Source organism: Virgibacillus sediminis, assembly GCF_042643265.1.
Lineage (GTDB): Bacteria > Bacillota > Bacilli > Bacillales > Amphibacillaceae > Virgibacillus_O > Virgibacillus_O sediminis.
The window spans coordinates 1-17,621 of sequence record NZ_JBHRRZ010000014.1; the positions used below are offsets into that span (position 1 = coordinate 1).

Genomic DNA, 17,621 nt, shown 5'->3' on the forward strand with positions numbered 1-17,621 from the left:
AATATATTTATTATTACAATAACCAACGTATTAAAGGAAGATTGATCGGCATGAGCCCACTTCAATACCGACTTCATACCGATCTAATCGTTGCCTAATAAAACTCCAACTATTGGGGGTCACACCAAAAGCGAAGTATATTCCCTCAGCGCCATTACACAAGATTTCTAGCTAGTTCGGCTTTTTATTTTAATAAAACAATTTTGTCCCAACCTCTTACTAATTTTTTTGTAATTATACCTTGAAATTCTGGGTGATAGGTGATATATTAAATATTGTCGTTTTGAGAAACATATACATATTATTTGTTCAAAAAAAGACAACAAAAAATTATTGACGAATTTCCACGATTATGGTAAGATGATTCTTGTGCTGTTAATCAGACATTCTTATGAATCCACAGTAGCTCAGTGGTAGAGCTATCGGCTGTTAACCGATCGGTCGCAGGTTCGAATCCTGCCTGTGGAGCCATGTGGCGGTGTAGCTCAGCTGGCGAGAGCGTACGGTTCATACCCGTGAGGTCGGGGGTTCGATCCCCTCCGCCGCTACCATTTATATTTACTATTACATAATATGGCGGTCGTGGCGAAGTGGTTAACGCACCGGATTGTGGCTCCGGCATTCGTGGGTTCGATTCCCACCGGTCGCCCCATTATAAGACGGACCCTTAGCTCAGTTGGTTAGAGCTATCGGCTCATAACCGATCGGTCGCAGGTTCGAGTCCTGCAGGGTCCACCATATTGTTTCGGAGGAATACCCAAGTCTGGCTGAAGGGATCGGTCTTGAAAACCGACAGGGGTGTCAAAGCCCGCGAGGGTTCGAATCCCTCTTCCTCCTCCATTACATAATCGGCTCGGTAGCTCAGTCGGTAGAGCAACGGACTGAAAATCCGTGTGTCGGCGGTTCGATTCCGTCCCGAGCCATCCTATAAAAAAAGCATGCGAAAGCTTGCTTTTTTTTGCCTTGAAAATTCATTCTCCATAAATAGATAGAATTATGCATAAGATTTGCATCTAAAAAGTACCTCTGATATTCTCTAAATTAAAGGGTGAATTTTCAATCCTTTACTAATCGATTAGAGGAGGAACATGAAATGGCAAAATTCGAATTACCAGAACTACCTTATGCATATGATGCACTGGAACCAACAATTGACAAAGAGACCATGAATATTCACCACACGAAGCATCATAATACTTATGTAACTAAGTTAAACGCTGCATTGGAAGGACATTCTGATCTCCAGGAAAAATCCTTAGAGGATCTGCTGAGCAATCTGGATGCAGTACCAGAGAGTGCACGTACGGCTGTCCGTAATAATGGTGGCGGACACGCAAACCATAGCTTGTTCTGGAAAGTTTTATCACCGAACGGCGGCGGTGAGCCATCTGGAGAACTTGCCGAGAAAATCAATTCAAAGTTCGGCAGCTTCGACAAGTTTAAAGAAGAATTCGGTAATGCAGCAGCAGGCCGCTTCGGTTCCGGCTGGGCATGGCTGGTAGTAAATAATAGGGAATTGGAAGTTACAAGTACACCTAATCAGGACACACCGATTATGGAAGGGAAAACTCCAATCCTCGGTCTGGATGTATGGGAGCATGCATACTACCTCAAATATCAGAACAAGCGTCCTGAATACATCTCTGCCTTCTGGAACGTTGTAAACTGGGAGCAGGTTGAAAAGAATTATAATGAAGCTAAATAATTGATACAAACGAAACACGGGCCTTGCCCGTGTTTCGTTTGTTTACATAGCCTTTGCATATCTGATACTCATTTGCCAACACTAATAGTGATGACAAAGGAGTATTCAGCCATGCAAAAGAAACTAAATTTCCTTCACGAAAAAATGGATATTACCAGAGACTTGCTGCTTCTCCTATTAATTGGCGGCTTATACTCGCTCGGGATTTTTCTTTCTAACACCTTCGTAAATATTTACTTATGGAAACAATCCGGCGATTATATAACCATCGCGATGTATAACCTTGGGATTGTCCTATTCCAGCCTGCAACTTTTATACTCGCAGGCAAAATGGCTAAGAAGGTAGACAGAGTGATCGTCTTACGGCTAGGGGTAATTTTTTTGTCCCTTTTCTTTTTAAGTGTTTTGATTATAGGCGAGAATGCCTCTACTTTTAACTTTATGCTGGGAAGCCTGCTTGGCATTGGTTATGGATTTTACTGGCTGGCATTCAATGTGCTCACGTTTGAGATTACAGAGCCGGAAACGAGGGACTTTTTTAATGGTTTCCTTGGTGTGCTGCAATCTTTCGGAGGGATGATTGGTCCGATTCTAGCCGGTACGATTATTGCCAAATTGCCTGAAAATCTGGGGTATACGACAATCTTCGCCATTTCCTTTGCTTTATTTATCCTTGCGGTTGCTTCGAGTTTCTTCTTGGCACGCAGAAGAGCAGAAGGAAGTTTCCACTTCCGTCGTATTCTGGAAGAGAGGCATCACAATAGGAACTGGAAAAGGATTCTGCATGCACACTTGGCTCAGGGATTAAGGGAAGGAATCTTCCTATTTGTCATTTCCATATGGGTATATGTGGTGACACAGAGCGAGTTTGCCCTGGGTACATTCAACCTGTTCCTTTCTGGCCTGTCCTTGGTATTTTATTTTGTAGCCACTAAATTCATTAAACCTCATTTAAGGAAGAAAGCTATATTGACTGGGGCATTAATTTTATATTTTTCCATTTTTGTCATCCTGTTCAATATCAGCTATCTCCATTTGCTATTTTATGCAGTATTGATCGGGATAGCATATCCGATTATCAATGTACCATATGCATCGATGACATACGATGTCATTGGAAAGGGGTGGAGAGCTAAGGATCTCCGCGTAGAATATATCGTAGTCCGGGAACTTTTCATGAATGTGGGAAGGGTAATTTCCATCGTGGTATTTCTCATCAGTGTTTCACTCTTTCCGGCTGACCGGGCGATCCCAGTTTTATTGATTATATTCGGAACTGGCCATCTGTTTGTTTATTTGTTTGTCAAAGATATTTATCTGACATCACCAGGTAAGAAGGAGGTATTGGTTAAAGATCAAATGACAGATGAAAAAAACCGCTGACCATATTAGAATTTGATGCTGAACATGATATAATGTTTGTGGGAGCATCAGGAAATTTCGTATGGGGGAGAATATATGGCCAGAGAGAAAAAGAGAAAGAGAGCACAGCTTCCCGTCCGATTGAATATACTGTTTTTCATTGTTTTTTTATTGTTCTCAGTACTGATTCTTCAGCTTGGGGTTGTACAGATACTGAACGGTGAAGAGTTCCAGGAGGAGATTGACCGCACCATCCAGGATACCACCAAAATACCTGTCCCTCGTGGCAAAATCTATGACCGTAACCACAAGCCGGTGGTGGATAATGAACCCGTCTATTCGATCACCTATACACCTCCAAAGGGTGTACAGGCAGAAGACCGGCTAGAGGTGGCAGAATCATTGGCTGAACTGATCAGTATGGAAACCAAGACTTTAACCGAGCGCAATAAAAAAGAGTATTGGTACTTGTTGAATAAAGAAGAAGCGGAGAGCCGGGTATCGGACGAAGAAGCGGCGGATATGAGCAACGCGGAATACTACAATACCGTATTGGATAGAATTACGGAGGAGGAAATCAGCGGTTTTTCTGAACAAGAGAAGGAAGTCATAGCAATTAAAAACGAGTTGGATAAAGCTTACTCATTAACACCGCAGATTGTTAAGAATGATGGGGTCACAGCAGAGGAATATGCGAGGGTTGCCGAAAACTTGGATAAACTGCCCGGAATCAATGCAACAACAGATTGGGAAAGACAGTACCCATACGGCAGCACCTTCAATTCTCTGCTTGGATCCATCACCACCCGACAGCAAGGCATTCCTGCAGAAAATGAAGACTATTATATGACCAGAGGATACAGCAGGAACGACCGGGTTGGCAAGAGCGGGTTGGAAGAACAGTATGAAGATGTCCTTCGCGGCCGAAAAGAGCAGATACAGTACACTACAGATAAAAGCGGCAGGCTAATTGACACGGAAACCGTTGTCGAAGGACAAAGAGGGAAAGATCTCGTCCTTACGATTGATATGGAATTCCAGGAAAAAGTGGACACTATTGTTCAGGAGGAATTGTTGACAGCCATCAAAAAGCATCCGACCATGAATAGGCATATGGATGATGCGTTGGCAGTAGTAATGGACCCGCAGACCGGGGAACTGCTTGCTGTGTCCGGTCAGACTTATGACAGGGAAGAAAATGAATTTGTTAATACTGCACATAAAACTTTATACGATGCTCATGTGCCAGGTTCTGTGGTTAAAGGTGCAACGATCCTTTCTGGACTTGAGTCAGGCGTGATCAAACCGGGGGAATATATCCATGATTCACCAATCAGAATAGGCAACGACCCTCCAAAAGGTTCGTGGTCATCCAACTTGGGGACGTTGGATGATATTGGTGCTCTGCGGAGATCTTCCAACGTCTACATGTTTTATATTGCTTTACGGATGGGAGGAGAGTATCGATACCCATTTCCAAATGGTTCAAGCACTTCATTTGATACAGGCGCATGGCAGGAAATGAGAAACTATTTCCGTCAGTTTGGCTTAGGAACAGATACAGGTATAGACTACCCATATGAAGCAACTGGGCTGCAAGGGAGCAGCGAAAACAGACCTGGTAACTTTATGGACTATGCTATTGGACAGTATGACACCTATACAACAATGCAGCTGGCCCAATATGTTTCAACGATAGCCAATGACGGCTATCGGGTGAGACCCCACTTCGTCAAAGGAATTCATGAACCGATTCCTTCACTGGACAAAGTTGGCCCTCTGTATAAGAGCATTAATACAGACGTGCTCAACCGGGTAGAAATGGATCAGAGTTATATTGACCGGGTTCAGGAAGGGTTTCGCCAGGTCTTCCAATCTCCAGGAGGGACCGGTTACAGCTACTTTGGTGATAAAAGTTATAATCCTGCCGGAAAAACAGGAACTGCAGAAAATGAATTTTATGAGGACGGGCAACAGATTTACACGGAAAATTTAAGTCTTGTCGGTTATGCTCCGTTTGATGAGCCTGAAATTGCCTTTGCTGTAATCGTTCCGAGAACAGGGGATACTAATAACCAACATCCAATTAATCACCTCATCGGGGAACGGATTTTAGATACTTATTTTGAGTTAAAGGGGGAAAGGGATGAAGAGGCAGCAGAGTAAGTAGCAGCCAGTGTTCCTTTTTTGCAAAAAACCCATGGTATGTATGACTGTTAAACTAGCCAATTTTTTAAATTGCATTCCATCTTTCTTCCCAAATCGAGGGGGAAGTGACTGATTCCATATTAGTAGAAAAACGGCCCGGTTTAGGGAATTCCTAAACCGGGCCGTTTTTATGATCACTTTCTTCTATGCTCCATGTAAGCAATTTTTTTAGNAAAGTGGGAATTGGCCAATTTGAATATAAGGGCTGAAATCATGCTTGTTCAAATATTGATTGAATTCCTTGGAATCCTCCACAATGCCTTCATCTTCCAGCTTAGAGCTGATATCGGAGGATGTCATGCCGGGTTCTATTACTAGGGTAAATGTATCATTCGATGTTTTTTCGACCTCTCTTGTATCGGAGGTTTCTTCCGTCTTTTTCTTTTCCTTATCCGCCTCGTCTTTCTCTTTCTCTTTTTCCTGTTCCTTCAGATCGGAATCATTTTGATCGACTGTAGAGCCGGCAGTCTGTGCCGTACGATCCTTTTGAACAGAGTAAGATATGTACTCGGATTCAGTAAGTACATGATACCCTTCTTTTTCTACGATGGAAATCAATTCGTCTATGGAAGCCGATTCAACAGGCTCCTCGGATGCAGGGAAAAAATAAATCCCTGCCAGCATTGTTAATCCTGCTGTGAATAAACCGATAGCAAATGCTTGTATTGGCTGTTTCATTTTTATCTCCCTGTCTGTCTGATTTAAGAATGGAACCTGTCCTGTGTTTCATTGGTCAGTTCCTGTGGAAGCAACTCTTCTTCCAGTACTTTCAATTTTTTCTTCATTAAATAATTATCTTGCATCGTGGTGAGTGTAAGCTGTTCCAGTTGGCTCTCCATTTCCTTGAAACGGTCGTTCATGAAAAACGACATTACGAATAGGACCACGGCAACTGCAATGATGGCAATAACAGCATATAACATTCGGATACCTCCTATCCATTTTCTTTGTTGTTAAAGTTTTTCCCCAATAATAGTTATATCATAGAAGGGGCCGACAAGAAACAACAACTTTTTAATATAAAAACTTGATACTTATCCAAACATTTGATATTATAATTAAGTCTGAAATGAAAAATTCGCTCATAATGAAGCAGTTTTTTAAAGTCGGGAGGGAAAATCATGCGCGTAAACATTACTTTAGCTTGTACCGAAACAGGAGAACGCAATTACATTACAACAAAAAACAAACGTACTAATCCTGAGCGTATCGAGCTTATGAAATATTGTCCACGTTTGAAAAAACACACTTTGCACCGTGAAACTAAATAAGTTGACTCAAAACTCTTATCATATAAATGATAGGAGTTTTATTTTTATGACTTAGATCGAAAACCGAAAAGGGTGAATTGATATGGATAAGCATCTTTTAAGACGAAGAGCAGTTGATATGCTGAAAGATATTCCTGCCCATCAAAGGAAAGAAACAGAAAGGAAGATGGTCGACCGGCTACTTGAGTCAGTGTTGTGGTCACACGCTTCTACTGTCGGTGTGACAGTTTCCCAGGGCATTGAGTGGAATACTAAGCCGATTATCGAAGCAGCATGGCAATTGGGAAAGATGGTATATGTACCGAAATGCATACCGGCAGGAAGAGTAATGACATTTTACCAGTTGGATCATTTCGACCAGCTAGAACTTGGAGCACATGGGCTTTTGGAGCCAGTTCCTGATGAATCTCGGGAAATTAAGAAAGATGGTATCGAATTATTGATTGTTCCCGGCATACTTTTCGATCAAGAGGGCTATCGAATTGGTTTTGGTGGTGGTTATTATGATCGGTTTTTGATCGACTATCCAAACCGTACCGTCTCCATTGTAAGTGAAAAACAGATGATCTCCCACTTGCCGAAAGAGTCATTTGATATTCCTGTACAATATCTCGTTACAGAAAAGGAAATAGTCTTTACCGGCTAATCATGTATATTTTTAAATTCTGCGATAAAAATAAGAGTATGATTCAGCAGAAAAGGGTGTCTACTTATGAGGGTTCTTATTTTTATAATCAGTGTAGCAGCTGCCTTGGCTATGTTATTTCGATGGCGCTACCGAATTATGAACACGATACTCGCCGTGGGTATCCTGCGCAAGCTGGTAGTTTCCTTATCCATGAGTGTCCCTGGGGTGAAGGAAAAAATGATTTCTGGGATGTTCCGTTCCCAATAATCGAATAAAAATGTAAAAGAAGCTGTGTTGGACAGCTTCTTTTTTATGGCTAGGAGAAGAAAAAAATCGGATGTCCAAGAAAGCATATGGATAGCTTCTTTGATATGATTAATGCGAGGGAGGAATCCAATGATACTGGAAGAAAAATATAAGCTGTATCAAATTGCATATCATCTGCTTAAGGCTGATTATAATATTTTGTATATGGATGAAAGTAGAGAGGAGATATGGCTTGAGAAGCCGAGTGGCAATATTTCTATCGTGGTTCGCCTGATCCGTAAAGGTTTCGGATGGAATAAGCATATGAAGGAAGATATTGAAAAAACGGCTCAACAAATGAAGCGGTTCAAACGTATCTTTTTGGGTAATAAAGTAGAAATACATAATGTGTATATCAGTACATACCAGCCGGCGGATGAATGGGATCAGTTAAAGAGACCCTTGAATTTGGAAGATAGAAAATTAGCGGACATGCATGTTTATTACCTCGATCAAGCAAGTAGTAGGGAAGAGGAGGCGAGGTTTCTCTCGGCGGCAAGAGTTCATCCATTGAACCACTCGGATCCGCTGGCGATAAGTGAAAAGGTGAAGAGGCTTCAATTTTATCTCAACTATTTGACAGATACACTGAATACAAAGCAGAAAGAGATCGAAAAATTGTTCTCTTATGGAAGGCCTGTTTTTACCTATTTGTTATTAAGCATAAATATTATCATTTATATGATCATGGAGTATTACGGAGACACTACTTCGATAGATGATTTGGTGAAGTTCGGGGCAAAGTATAACCCTGCCATTATCGAAGGGGAATGGTGGAGGATTCTCACTTCTATGTTCCTGCATATCGGCTTTCTTCATCTATTGATGAACATGCTTGCAGTTTATTATATTGGTTCCTTGACAGAGAAAATCTATGGAAGCTTCAGATTTCTGATTATTTACATCCTCGCCGGAATAGGTGGCGGTTTAGCGAGCTTTGCCTTTACGGTAAATGTTTCAGCAGGAGCTTCAGGTGCTTTATTTGGCCTGTTTGGAGCACTTTTGTTTTTTGGTCTGGTTCATAAAAGAATCTTTTTCCAAACAATAGGTATGAATATTATTATCTTAGTTGGTATAAATATTGTTTTTGGCCTTGCGGTACCACAGATCGACAACGGGGCCCATATTGGCGGACTCGTTGCGGGCTTCATTGCTGCAGGCATTGTTCATCTGCCAAGAAGGGGGAATTCAATTATTCAAATTCTTGCCCTGTCTGTTTATCTGCTTTCGCTAACAGTGCTGGTTGTTTACGGGACCGAGCATAATTTAAATAGGCAGTCATACCAGCTTCTGCGGGTAGAGGAAGCCCTGATGGAGGGAAATTATGAAGCGGTTGTTGATATTACAACTGACGCATTGGAAATTGACGGAGACCTTGATGGCCTTCTTTTGTTTCAACGTTCATATGCCTACATCGAAACGGGACAAATAGACCTGGCAAAGGAAGATTTGGAAAAAAGTATAGAAGCGAAGGATCCTTTGCCAGAAGCCTATTATAACCTTGCACTAATTTATAATGAAGAGGGAAATATGGAGAAAGCGGAGGAGATGGCTGCCGAGGCATATAAACTCCGGCCAGACAACGAGGATTTTGCCGATTTGTATAAGAGGCTTAAAGAAGAAAATGCCCATAGGTAAATAATATAATATACGAAGTCATTCTGACAACTGTATAAAATGCATGAAGCGGTAAAAACTAATTCCATAACTCTAAAAAGGCACGGGTGAGTATATGGAGAAGGAAAAAAAGGAAATTCTCGGCTCTTTCCAGCAAAATGTTGCATATATGAAGGAACGGCTGGCAGTAGATAAGAGCTTTGACATCATCCAATTGGACCTGGAATACGCAGGAAGAAAGATGGCTTTATTTGTGATAGATGGATTTGCCAAGGACGATATCCTGCATTTATTAATGAAATTTTTGTCCAAGCTTGAACCTGAAGACATTGAGCCTGATCCGCTAACCAAGCTGTTAAGGACATACCTGCCATATATCGAAATTGATCAAAGCGACGATTTAAATGAAGCATGTGATCTTGTTCTCGGCGGTCCTGCTGCTCTTGTTGTTGAAGGATTAGATAAAATCATTATGATTGATGCCCGCACCTATCCGGTCAGATCGGTCGATGAACCTGACTTGGAAAGGGTCGTCAGGGGGCCGAGGGACGGCTTTGTCGAAACGATTGTATTTAATACGTCCCTTGTAAGGCGCAGGGTGCGGGACCGCTCTTTGAGGATGGAGTATATGCAGATTGGTCGAAGATCGTTGACTGATATTTGTATCTGTTATTTAGATGATATTGCTGATAATCAGCGCGTGGAGGAGCTGAAAGATACACTAAAGCAAATAGACACGGATGGACTGCCAATGGCTGAAAAGACCATCGAAGAGTATATCAGCGGAAGGCATTGGAATCCCTATCCGACCGTCCGTTATACTGAACGGCCGGATACAGCTTCTGCGCATCTATACGAGGGTCATGTGCTGGTGATGATTGATGGCTCCCCAAGTGTGATGATCACTCCAGCCACTTACTGGCATCATCTGCAGCATGCAGAGGAATACAGACAGAAGCCGTTGGTTGGTGCTTACTTGCGGTTTGTCCGATTTGTGGCAGTATTGGCGGCCATATTTATCCTGCCGCTCTACTATCTGTTTTCAATGGAATCGGGTTTGCTGCCAACTGGAATGGAATTTATCGGTCCTAATCAGATGGGGGTCATCCCCCTGCTTCTCCAATTTTTAATTGCTGAAATCGGAATTGATATGCTTAGAATGGCCGCCATTCATACGCCTTCTTCATTGGCAACCGCACTAGGACTCGTTGCAGCAATAATGATCGGACAAATTTCGGTAGAAGTGGGCTGGTTTTCTAATGAAGTTGTCCTTTATTTGGCATTGGCTGCTATAGGCTCCTACGCCACACCAAGTTATGAAATGAGCTTGGCCAATCGATTAGTGCGGATATTTCTATTGCTTTCGGCTGCGGCCTTCGGGGTGGTTGGTTATGTGGCTGGTATTACCCTATGGCTGCTGTACATTACACGGATGGAAACTTTTCGAGTAGCTTACTTCTGGCCGTTTCTTCCATTTTCATACAGGGCATTCAGGGACATATTCATCCGGACTCCGATTCCCCTGCAGAGCAGAAGGCCTGCCTTTCTTAATCCAAAGGATCCAGACCGTTAATGGACGGTCTGGTTTTTTAATGCTATAATATTTTATTCCTTATTGTAATATATTTTGATATAATGGAGTTTGGTGCGGAAATGAAAACAATGGTGGAAGTAAGACAGTTGCTAAGGAAATATGGTGCATTCATCTATACTGGCGATCGTTTGGGAGATCTTCAATTGATGGAGATGGAGTTGGATGAACTGCATCAGTGGCTGTTTATTTCAAAAACTGACTATTTGCAGGCAAAGCTTGTAATTAAAAGAGAAATATCGCAGATAAATGAACAGAATTAGAGGGGTGTATCTGATGACCAAGCAAATTGTAGGCATTGATATCGGGGGAACAACTGTCAAAATCGGTTTGATCAGTCCAGATGGAGAAATATTGAAGAAATGGGAAATCCCGACAGATACATCCGGTGGCGGTGAACGCATTGTAGGTGACATATGGCAATCCCTCCGCAGCCAATTGGCGGATGAGCAATTAAATCAGGAAGATATACTGGGACTCGGCGTAGGAGCTCCCGGCTTCATTGACGGCGAAACAGGTTTTGTATATGAAGCTGTAAATATTGGATGGGAAGACTTTGACCTAGCGGGACAGTTGAAAGAGGAATCAGGCCTCCCAGTCTTCGTGCAAAATGACGCTAATATCGCCGTATTGGGGGAGAATTGGAAAGGTGCCGGAAACCAGGCCCAAAATGTAATTGCCATTACCCTGGGGACAGGGGTCGGCGGCGGTATCATTGCCAACGGGGAAATTGTTGATGGCGAGAATGGAATGGCAGGGGAAATCGGTCATTATACTATCGACCCGTATGGCCATTTATGTAATTGCGGCCGTAGAGGTTGTTTGGAAACCATTGTGTCTGCAACCGGCATGGTTCGGCAGGCGGTGGAACAAGCAGGTCAAGATCCAGAAGGAAAACTGGCTCTGCTTCAAAGGGAAAATGGAAATCTTTCAGCTAAGGATATTGCTGATTTGGCTGCCGAGGGAGATACAGCAAGCATAGGTATTATCAGGCAGAATGCAGCGATACTGGGCAGGGTGATTTCCAATTTGGGTACGGTTATCAATCCATCCAAAGTACTGATCGGCGGTGGAGTATCCAAGGCAGGGGATTTGCTCATCGGTGAAATTGCAACTGCGTTCCGCCGGTATGCATTGAAACGGGTAAGTGATATATGCGAAGTGAAACAGGCCCGGCTTGGCAATGATGCAGGAATTATCGGGGGAGCTTTTCTTGTTAAGCAGAAACTGCTTAACGTTGAATTTGATAATCCTTCAGTATAATGATATATTATCTTTCAAGGATTACAATCTATTAAACTTAAAATATATGGTTTTTAAGTTCATCGCAAAATGGGTAAATAAATAAATGGTTTTGGTGAATGTCGCTTATTTCGGCCAATTAGGGGTATAAAACATGCCCAAAATAATATCAATAATAGCATGGAGACAACGGACTTCTATAGGCAAGGAAGGTTTGAGGAGGAGGAAATTATATGAAATCGAAACGACCAAGCATTCCGTTGTATATTATAGCGGCATTGCTGTTTGGATTAAAAACCTATATTGTGTACCGGTTTTTATTCAATATCGGACTTGAAAATTCCATGCAGGAGTTCATTCTGCTGATTAACCCCTTTGTCACGGCATTTTTACTCTTTGCCATAAGTGTATGGTTCAATAAACAGTCTCGTCAGATGAAATTTATCCGTTATGGAGCTCTTGTCGCGACCCTAGTTGTATTTGCGAATGTTGTTTTCTATAGGCAGTTTACTGATTTTATTACCATCCCACAATTATTCATGGGAAGTAACATGGCTGATCTTGGCTCAAGCATTTTTACGTTGATCATGCCATATGATATTCTGCTTTTTGCGGATGTAGCGCTTATATGGTATCTCAGTAAGAAGAATGAGAATGCCATGTCTGTAAATTACGCAAAAAGCGGAAAAGTCTTTGCCATGGCTATGTCGCTCGTGTTGCTGGCAGGTAACTTCTTTTTGGCTGAAATGGAAAGGCCGCAGCTGTTCACGCGTGGTTTTGACCGTGAATATTTAGTGAAAAATATCGGCCTGTTCAACTTTCATATCTACGATATTATCGTACAGTCTAAAACGGAGTCTCAACGGGTGTTCGCTGATGGCAATGAATTGCCGGAAATCCAAGAGTTCATTGATGAGAATGTAAAAGTGGAGGAAGGTAAGTCTGAGTTGTTCGGGGTTGCAGAAGGGAAAAATGTGATTTTTATCAATGCAGAATCCCTTCAGGAATTCGTGATTGGCAATACACTGCATGGGGAGGAAATCACACCTTTCCTAAACAGCTTGATAAAAGACGATGATACGTATTACTTTGAAAACTTTTATGAGCAGACAGGACAGGGGAATACGTCCGACTCAGAATTCTTAGTAGAAAATTCTCTGCATCCGCTATCCAGAGGAGCGGTGTTCTTCACCCATGGAGGAAATGATTATCATGCACTCCCTGGGATTCTTGAAGAGAAAGGGTACACCTCCTCTGTTCTGCATGCCAACAACAAAAGCTTTTGGAACAGAGAGCAAATGTATAACAGCATGGAATTTGACCACTTCTACGGGGAAGAGTCCTATGAAGTGACTGAGGAAAACTCTTTTGGGTGGGGGCTGCTGGATAAGCCGTTCTTTGAGCAGTCCATGAAGTATCTGGAATCAATGGAACAGCCATTTTATTCCAAGTTCATTACACTTACCAATCATTTTCCATTTGATATGCCGGATGATGAAACTACATTGGAGCCATATGATTCCAATTCCAATACGTTGAATAAGTTCTTTCCTGCTGTCCGGTATATGGATGAAGCGATTGAAGAGTTCTTCGGGCATTTAAAGGAAACTGGACTTTATGAGGATTCTGTTATTGTGATTATGGGTGACCATATTGGAATCAGTGCCAATCACAACAAGGCAATGGCACAATACTTGGATAAAGAAACAATTACGCCATATGATCAAGTTCAGCTTCAGCGTGTACCACTGTTTATTCATATCCCTGGACACGGGGAAGGTGAGGTGGTCTCTAAAGTCTCTGGACAGATTGATATGAAACCAACGTTGATGAGCCTTTTGGGTATTGAGGAAGACCCAAATGAGATTCGTTTTGGCAATGACCTATTTGCAGAAGAGAGAAAGGGTTATGTAGCATTACGAAATGGCGACTTTGTCAGCGAAGATTATATTTCTACGGCAGGAGTCTGTTATGATAGAGAAACAGGCGAAGAAATTGAAACTGATAAAGGGGATGCTGATGAATCAGCAGAATCTTCCTCAGGAAATGAAGGCCCATGTACTTCTATACAGGAAAAAGTGGAAAAGGAACTAGCGTATTCCGATAACCTAGTTTACGGAGACTTATTCCGTTTCATTGATTTTAAAACTGAAGATGGAGACGAGTAACAAACTGCCTCAGCTGTAGCTGAGGCAGTTTGTTTTGAACATAAGAAAAGGCTGACTTGGACAACAAGTCAGCCTTCGTTCATTTTATTATGTTGGTCATGACCCCGATATCTCTGAAATAAGGGTGGCAATCGCAAAGAAACCGAATGCGAGTGCAGTAATCGCCGAGAATCCAAGAGCAAAAAGATTTTTGAACTTGAGCTGACGGATTACGGATACTACAGCTAGTAGAGCCACCAATAAAAATATAATTGCCAATACTGAATGCATGTCTTTTCCTCCTTACACACTTCCTAAAGGTTTTCCTTGGTATAGGAATGTCAGTTGTATTATTATGTAATCAGACGGTTATGTTTCTTATTTTATATTATTGTACGGCATTTGTCGAGATATAACCATGGTTTTATGAACTCAGGTCAATCCGACACCCATTTGTAAACGAGGACATCCACCTCCGCTTTCCCTTTGGATCCATAATTCAACATCGGCTTGGAATCTGTTTAGGAATAAGTGTCCGGAGATCCCATCAAAGGGCTTAGCCTGTCATTCGGATTAAAAGATTCCAATCTGATGATCTCGTACAGCTATTAGAAACAGCCTTAGTTGCCAAAGAAGGGAAATGGGGAAAATGGGTATGTTTTTGATGGCACCTTATTTTATAAAGGGAGGATTTCCAATGGAATTAACGTCTATGCAGTTGGGTCCGTTAGGGACGAACTGTTATGTCTTACATGAAGGAACAGAAGCTTTAATTATTGACCCAGGCGGAGATGCCGAAAAGGTCATAGCTTTTTTGGAAGGAAAGGAATTGCAGCCTGCTGCGATTTTACTCACACATGCGCATTTTGATCATATCGGGGCAGTTGAGGAACTTCGAACACATTATCAAGTAGATGTTTATCTCCATAAGAACGAAGCCGATTGGTTGGTAGACCCTAAACTGAACGGCTCACTGTTGTTTACAGGGAATAAGATTTCTACTTCACATGCCGAATATGAAATGAAACCAGGCAAAATGAATATCGGAGTTTTTTCCTTTAAGGTCTTACATACACCTGGTCATTCTCCAGGTAGTGTCAGCTTGGTGTTTTCAGATCAAAGGTGGGTCATCAGCGGGGATGTTCTTTTTCACCGAGGCATAGGCAGAACTGATTTACCCGGAGGGGACTTTTCTGAATTGGAGAAGAGTATTAAGGAAAACATTTTCAAGCTTGAAGAGGATTATACGGTACATCCTGGCCACGGTCCAAGTACGATTATTGGGGAAGAGAAAAAGGAAAACCCCTTCGTCTCAGTCTGACAAAAAAGACCTGTCCATATGCGGACAGGTCTTCTTTGGTTGGCATTAATGCCCGAACCCCGGTACAAGTATAAATTCCGAATACCATGTAAAGCCGATGAAAAATACCGTACAATAAGCACCGAACATATACATATACATGCGTTCAGATAATTTCAAGTAACTCAGTGTAAGGAAAAATGCCGTTTGAACAAGGAACAATAAAGCAGTTGTTGTCATATCACCTACATAAAACATGACGGTAAAAATACCTGTCCAAAAGGCAAGAACACGAAACATCCGATCCATGTTTTCCCCTCCTTTTGATAACCTTATCATTGTTATTATATACGAGGAACTAGAAGTTGTAAACGAATGTAACTGCAGACATAGAATTTTGCCTGGCAACCTGAAGTGAATTATATGATGAAGTGCCTGATTACGGTTCGTTAATGATGAGATAATTAGTCATTTCAGTTTGTGAACGGTCCGTCGTTATCTTAAACTGCAGTTTAAGCATTCCTTCATTCATATAGTTTAGATTGATATCCACTATGCCATCCGGAAAATTATATTGGATGTTGTTATCCAGTCTTTCCCTCTGGTTCCGGAGATCTTGCTTCAATTTTGCTCTGCCCATCTGGAACAACGTTTCAATGTGGATTTCTTCTAAATGGTTGCCGGTCACTCCAATTGTGTTTTTATAAGCGTGTATCCCGGAGGTTACCCCCGTTAAAACAATCATAATTATTATTAATATATAGGGGAGGAAAAAGCCCTGTTCCTTATTCATAAAATACAAGTATTTTTTCATACGTATTCCCTTCTAGAGATCGAACTGTTACAGATATACCCTGTTCAGCTTCCGAGAACTCAAGAGTCTCCATGTTTCTCAGGTAAAGCTCATGTCCTTTTCCCTCAACACGTCTTCGGATACTATCCTGATATGTCTCGATGGTTGCAACGGTACCATCTACAAGGGTCAGGTAGAGGGAATCGCTAGTCAGAGCATAGTCTACGGAATTGATCAGGTCATTCCGAACAAAACGGAAAAACTGTTGGACCGATAATTCGTCTAAGTGATCGTTGGGTTGAGAATATGTGACCAAATGGCTTAAAAAAGGTAGGCTAGCCGCTATGATGGCCAGTGTGAAAAACATATTTAAAAAGGTAAAACCCGAATCATTCTTCCTTAATTCCATAGATACAATACAATTCCTTTTGTTGTTTTGCATTGTTCCATTCCACACATCCTTTTATATATCCTTCTTCCATAAAGAATGAATATCTCGTAGTGCGAACAGAGTCTGATAAGGTATAGTCTGCAGGCAGCGTTCGTCCCTCCCCTCGGAGAAATAATTGAAGCTCATCATGGAGACGGCTGGAAATCACTCTTCGGTCACTGAGAACCGTCCCCTCCGTAGACAAAATGGTAGCAATAGGAAGAACTGAGGTAATGATGGTCATTAATATGGTGAAAGCAATCAATACTTCAATTAAAGTGAAACCTTTAGTATTCAACGAGATGATACCTTCCTTTCCCGGGCGGGAATACTGCTGCATAATTATTTCCAGGGGTGGATATAAATATTTGCCCCGCTTGACGTACCGAACCTGTTCTAGTGAAGGACAGATATCGGAAAGGGCCGGGTGTTATGCTTATACCAGGAGGATATTTTCTGACAGCTACTTTCTTCGATTCATAATAAACAGCATAATTGTCACTTTGAAAGGTGATACGCACACTATCCATAGTGGAAGAAGCCAAGTGTTGAATATAGAGAACATCATGCTCAAATGTTTCAAGAAAATCTTTTTCCCGCTGTTGCTCCAACATGGCGGAAGAGATTGGAACAGAAATAAGCAGGACAATGGAAATAACGCTCAAGACAATTAAAAGCTCTAAAAGTGTAAAGCCCTTATTAATTTCCACTTGGAATGCTTACACTTCCCCCCAAAGGAGCGTATACTAAATCTTCTCCATTTGAACATGTTTTCTGGTCGTGGGTAATATAATCATCTTGGGCTAACGCATCTAAGTCTGCAGGATAGCTTCCTTTTTCCAAGTGGTATAGTGCGACTTGGGATTCGACTACTGAAACAAGTGCCTCACAGCCGGTCCCATGGATGTTATCACTCTTTGTAGTTAGGTTTGGAACGATTAATATAATTAAGACGGATATAATTGTCAGCACAATGAGCATTTCAATCAGTGTAAAACCTTTATTATTTTTTAACATTTTC

The 17,621-nt window shown here is 41.7% G+C and carries 21 protein-coding genes and 6 tRNA genes; 19 read left to right on the forward strand and 8 right to left on the reverse strand.

What is annotated here, in order from left to right:
• The first annotated feature begins 5 nt into the window (after positions 1–5).
• The 10 genes from ACFODW_RS07390 to ACFODW_RS07435 all read left to right on the forward strand — a co-directional run bounded on the left by ACFODW_RS07390 (position 6) and on the right by ACFODW_RS07435 (position 5,233).
• Positions 6–98 carry an IS3 family transposase gene (locus ACFODW_RS07390; protein ID WP_390305222.1) on the forward strand — a complete coding sequence of 31 codons (93 nt, stop codon included), beginning with the start codon at positions 6–8 and terminating at the stop codon, positions 96–98.
• Positions 99–396: 298 nt separating this feature from the next.
• Positions 397–471 (forward strand) — tRNA-Asn (locus tag ACFODW_RS07395).
• Between the two features lie 3 nt (positions 472–474).
• Positions 475–551: transfer RNA gene (locus tag ACFODW_RS07400), tRNA-Met, on the forward strand.
• A gap of 25 nt (positions 552–576) precedes the next feature.
• A tRNA-His gene (locus tag ACFODW_RS07405) sits at positions 577–652 on the forward strand.
• 9 nt (positions 653–661) lie between these two features.
• A tRNA-Ile gene (locus ACFODW_RS07410) sits at positions 662–738 on the forward strand.
• Positions 739–747: 9 nt separating this feature from the next.
• Positions 748–840: transfer RNA gene (locus tag ACFODW_RS07415), tRNA-Ser, on the forward strand.
• Positions 841–850: 10 nt separating this feature from the next.
• A tRNA-Phe gene (locus tag ACFODW_RS07420) sits at positions 851–923 on the forward strand.
• A gap of 170 nt (positions 924–1,093) precedes the next feature.
• Entirely contained in the window at positions 1,094–1,705 is a 612-nt protein-coding gene (locus ACFODW_RS07425) for a superoxide dismutase (RefSeq protein WP_390304825.1), read from the forward strand.
• A gap of 111 nt (positions 1,706–1,816) precedes the next feature.
• The gene (locus tag ACFODW_RS07430; protein ID WP_390304827.1) at positions 1,817–3,088 is read left to right on the forward strand and encodes an MFS transporter; all 1,272 of its coding nucleotides are present in this window, start codon (positions 1,817–1,819) and stop codon (positions 3,086–3,088) included.
• A gap of 75 nt (positions 3,089–3,163) precedes the next feature.
• A complete protein-coding gene (locus tag ACFODW_RS07435) occupies positions 3,164–5,233 on the forward strand; it encodes a peptidoglycan D,D-transpeptidase FtsI family protein (protein ID WP_390304830.1) in 2,070 nt (689 codons plus the stop codon).
• Between the two features lie 743 nt (positions 5,234–5,976).
• Here the strand turns inward: ACFODW_RS07435 and ACFODW_RS07440 are convergent.
• The gene (locus ACFODW_RS07440; protein WP_390304832.1) at positions 5,977–6,198 is read right to left on the reverse strand and encodes a hypothetical protein; all 222 of its coding nucleotides are present in this window, start codon (positions 6,196–6,198) and stop codon (positions 5,977–5,979) included.
• 198 nt (positions 6,199–6,396) lie between these two features.
• Between ACFODW_RS07440 and rpmG the strand changes: the two genes are divergently transcribed.
• The 8 genes from rpmG (at position 6,397) to ACFODW_RS07480 (ending at position 14,098) form a co-directional block, all read left to right on the forward strand.
• Positions 6,397–6,546, forward strand: coding sequence for a 50S ribosomal protein L33 (gene rpmG, locus ACFODW_RS07445; RefSeq protein ID WP_042145937.1), 150 nt, complete (start codon positions 6,397–6,399; stop codon positions 6,544–6,546).
• 82 nt (positions 6,547–6,628) lie between these two features.
• Entirely contained in the window at positions 6,629–7,192 is a 564-nt protein-coding gene (locus ACFODW_RS07450) for a 5-formyltetrahydrofolate cyclo-ligase (protein WP_390304835.1), read from the forward strand.
• Positions 7,193–7,258: 66 nt separating this feature from the next.
• On the forward strand, positions 7,259–7,441 hold the full coding sequence (locus ACFODW_RS07455; RefSeq protein WP_390304837.1) for a hypothetical protein: 183 nt from the start codon (positions 7,259–7,261) through the stop codon (positions 7,439–7,441).
• A 129-nt stretch (positions 7,442–7,570) separates the two neighbouring features.
• Positions 7,571–9,118 carry a rhomboid family intramembrane serine protease gene (locus tag ACFODW_RS07460; protein WP_390304839.1) on the forward strand — a complete coding sequence of 516 codons (1,548 nt, stop codon included), beginning with the start codon at positions 7,571–7,573 and terminating at the stop codon, positions 9,116–9,118.
• Positions 9,119–9,212: 94 nt separating this feature from the next.
• Entirely contained in the window at positions 9,213–10,670 is a 1,458-nt protein-coding gene (locus tag ACFODW_RS07465; RefSeq protein WP_390304841.1) for a spore germination protein, read from the forward strand.
• A gap of 80 nt (positions 10,671–10,750) precedes the next feature.
• Positions 10,751–10,951: a YqgQ family protein gene (locus tag ACFODW_RS07470; protein ID WP_390304843.1), complete on the forward strand. Its 201-nt coding sequence runs from the start codon at positions 10,751–10,753 to the stop codon at positions 10,949–10,951.
• Positions 10,952–10,964: 13 nt separating this feature from the next.
• Positions 10,965–11,951 (forward strand): ROK family glucokinase, encoded by a 987-nt coding sequence (locus ACFODW_RS07475; RefSeq protein ID WP_390304845.1) that lies wholly within the window; start codon positions 10,965–10,967, stop codon positions 11,949–11,951.
• Between the two features lie 212 nt (positions 11,952–12,163).
• On the forward strand, positions 12,164–14,098 hold the full coding sequence (locus ACFODW_RS07480; protein WP_390304847.1) for an LTA synthase family protein: 1,935 nt from the start codon (positions 12,164–12,166) through the stop codon (positions 14,096–14,098).
• 96 nt (positions 14,099–14,194) lie between these two features.
• Here the strand turns inward: ACFODW_RS07480 and ACFODW_RS07485 are convergent, their stop codons facing one another.
• The gene (locus tag ACFODW_RS07485; RefSeq protein WP_390304850.1) at positions 14,195–14,368 is read right to left on the reverse strand and encodes a DUF2759 family protein; all 174 of its coding nucleotides are present in this window, start codon (positions 14,366–14,368) and stop codon (positions 14,195–14,197) included.
• A gap of 406 nt (positions 14,369–14,774) precedes the next feature.
• On the opposite strand from ACFODW_RS07485, the gene ACFODW_RS07490 reads away from it, so the two are divergent.
• Positions 14,775–15,398, forward strand: a complete 624-nt coding sequence (locus ACFODW_RS07490) for an MBL fold metallo-hydrolase (RefSeq protein WP_390304852.1) — start codon at positions 14,775–14,777, stop codon at positions 15,396–15,398.
• A gap of 45 nt (positions 15,399–15,443) precedes the next feature.
• On the opposite strand, the gene ACFODW_RS07495 is transcribed toward ACFODW_RS07490, so the two are convergent.
• The 6 genes from ACFODW_RS07495 to comGC form a co-directional block, all read right to left on the reverse strand.
• Positions 15,444–15,686 carry a DUF2626 domain-containing protein gene (locus ACFODW_RS07495; protein WP_390304854.1) on the reverse strand — a complete coding sequence of 81 codons (243 nt, stop codon included), beginning with the start codon at positions 15,684–15,686 and terminating at the stop codon, positions 15,444–15,446.
• A gap of 130 nt (positions 15,687–15,816) precedes the next feature.
• Complete coding sequence (locus ACFODW_RS07500) at positions 15,817–16,191, reverse strand: hypothetical protein (RefSeq protein WP_390304856.1); 375 nt, start codon at positions 16,189–16,191, stop codon at positions 15,817–15,819.
• Positions 16,163–16,579 carry a competence type IV pilus minor pilin ComGF gene (locus ACFODW_RS07505; RefSeq protein WP_390304858.1) on the reverse strand — a complete coding sequence of 139 codons (417 nt, stop codon included), beginning with the start codon at positions 16,577–16,579 and terminating at the stop codon, positions 16,163–16,165. Before ACFODW_RS07505 ends, ACFODW_RS07500 begins: the two co-directional genes overlap by 29 nt.
• Positions 16,560–16,898: a type II secretion system protein gene (locus ACFODW_RS07510; protein ID WP_390304860.1), complete on the reverse strand. Its 339-nt coding sequence runs from the start codon at positions 16,896–16,898 to the stop codon at positions 16,560–16,562. The genes ACFODW_RS07505 and ACFODW_RS07510 overlap by 20 nt, the downstream gene beginning before the upstream one ends.
• Entirely contained in the window at positions 16,888–17,310 is a 423-nt protein-coding gene (gene comGD, locus ACFODW_RS07515) for a competence type IV pilus minor pilin ComGD (protein ID WP_390304862.1), read from the reverse strand. Before comGD ends, ACFODW_RS07510 begins: the two co-directional genes overlap by 11 nt.
• On the reverse strand, positions 17,300–17,617 hold the full coding sequence (gene comGC, locus ACFODW_RS07520; RefSeq protein WP_390304864.1) for a competence type IV pilus major pilin ComGC: 318 nt from the start codon (positions 17,615–17,617) through the stop codon (positions 17,300–17,302). Before comGC ends, comGD begins: the two co-directional genes overlap by 11 nt.
• Positions 17,618–17,621 lie beyond the last annotated feature (4 nt).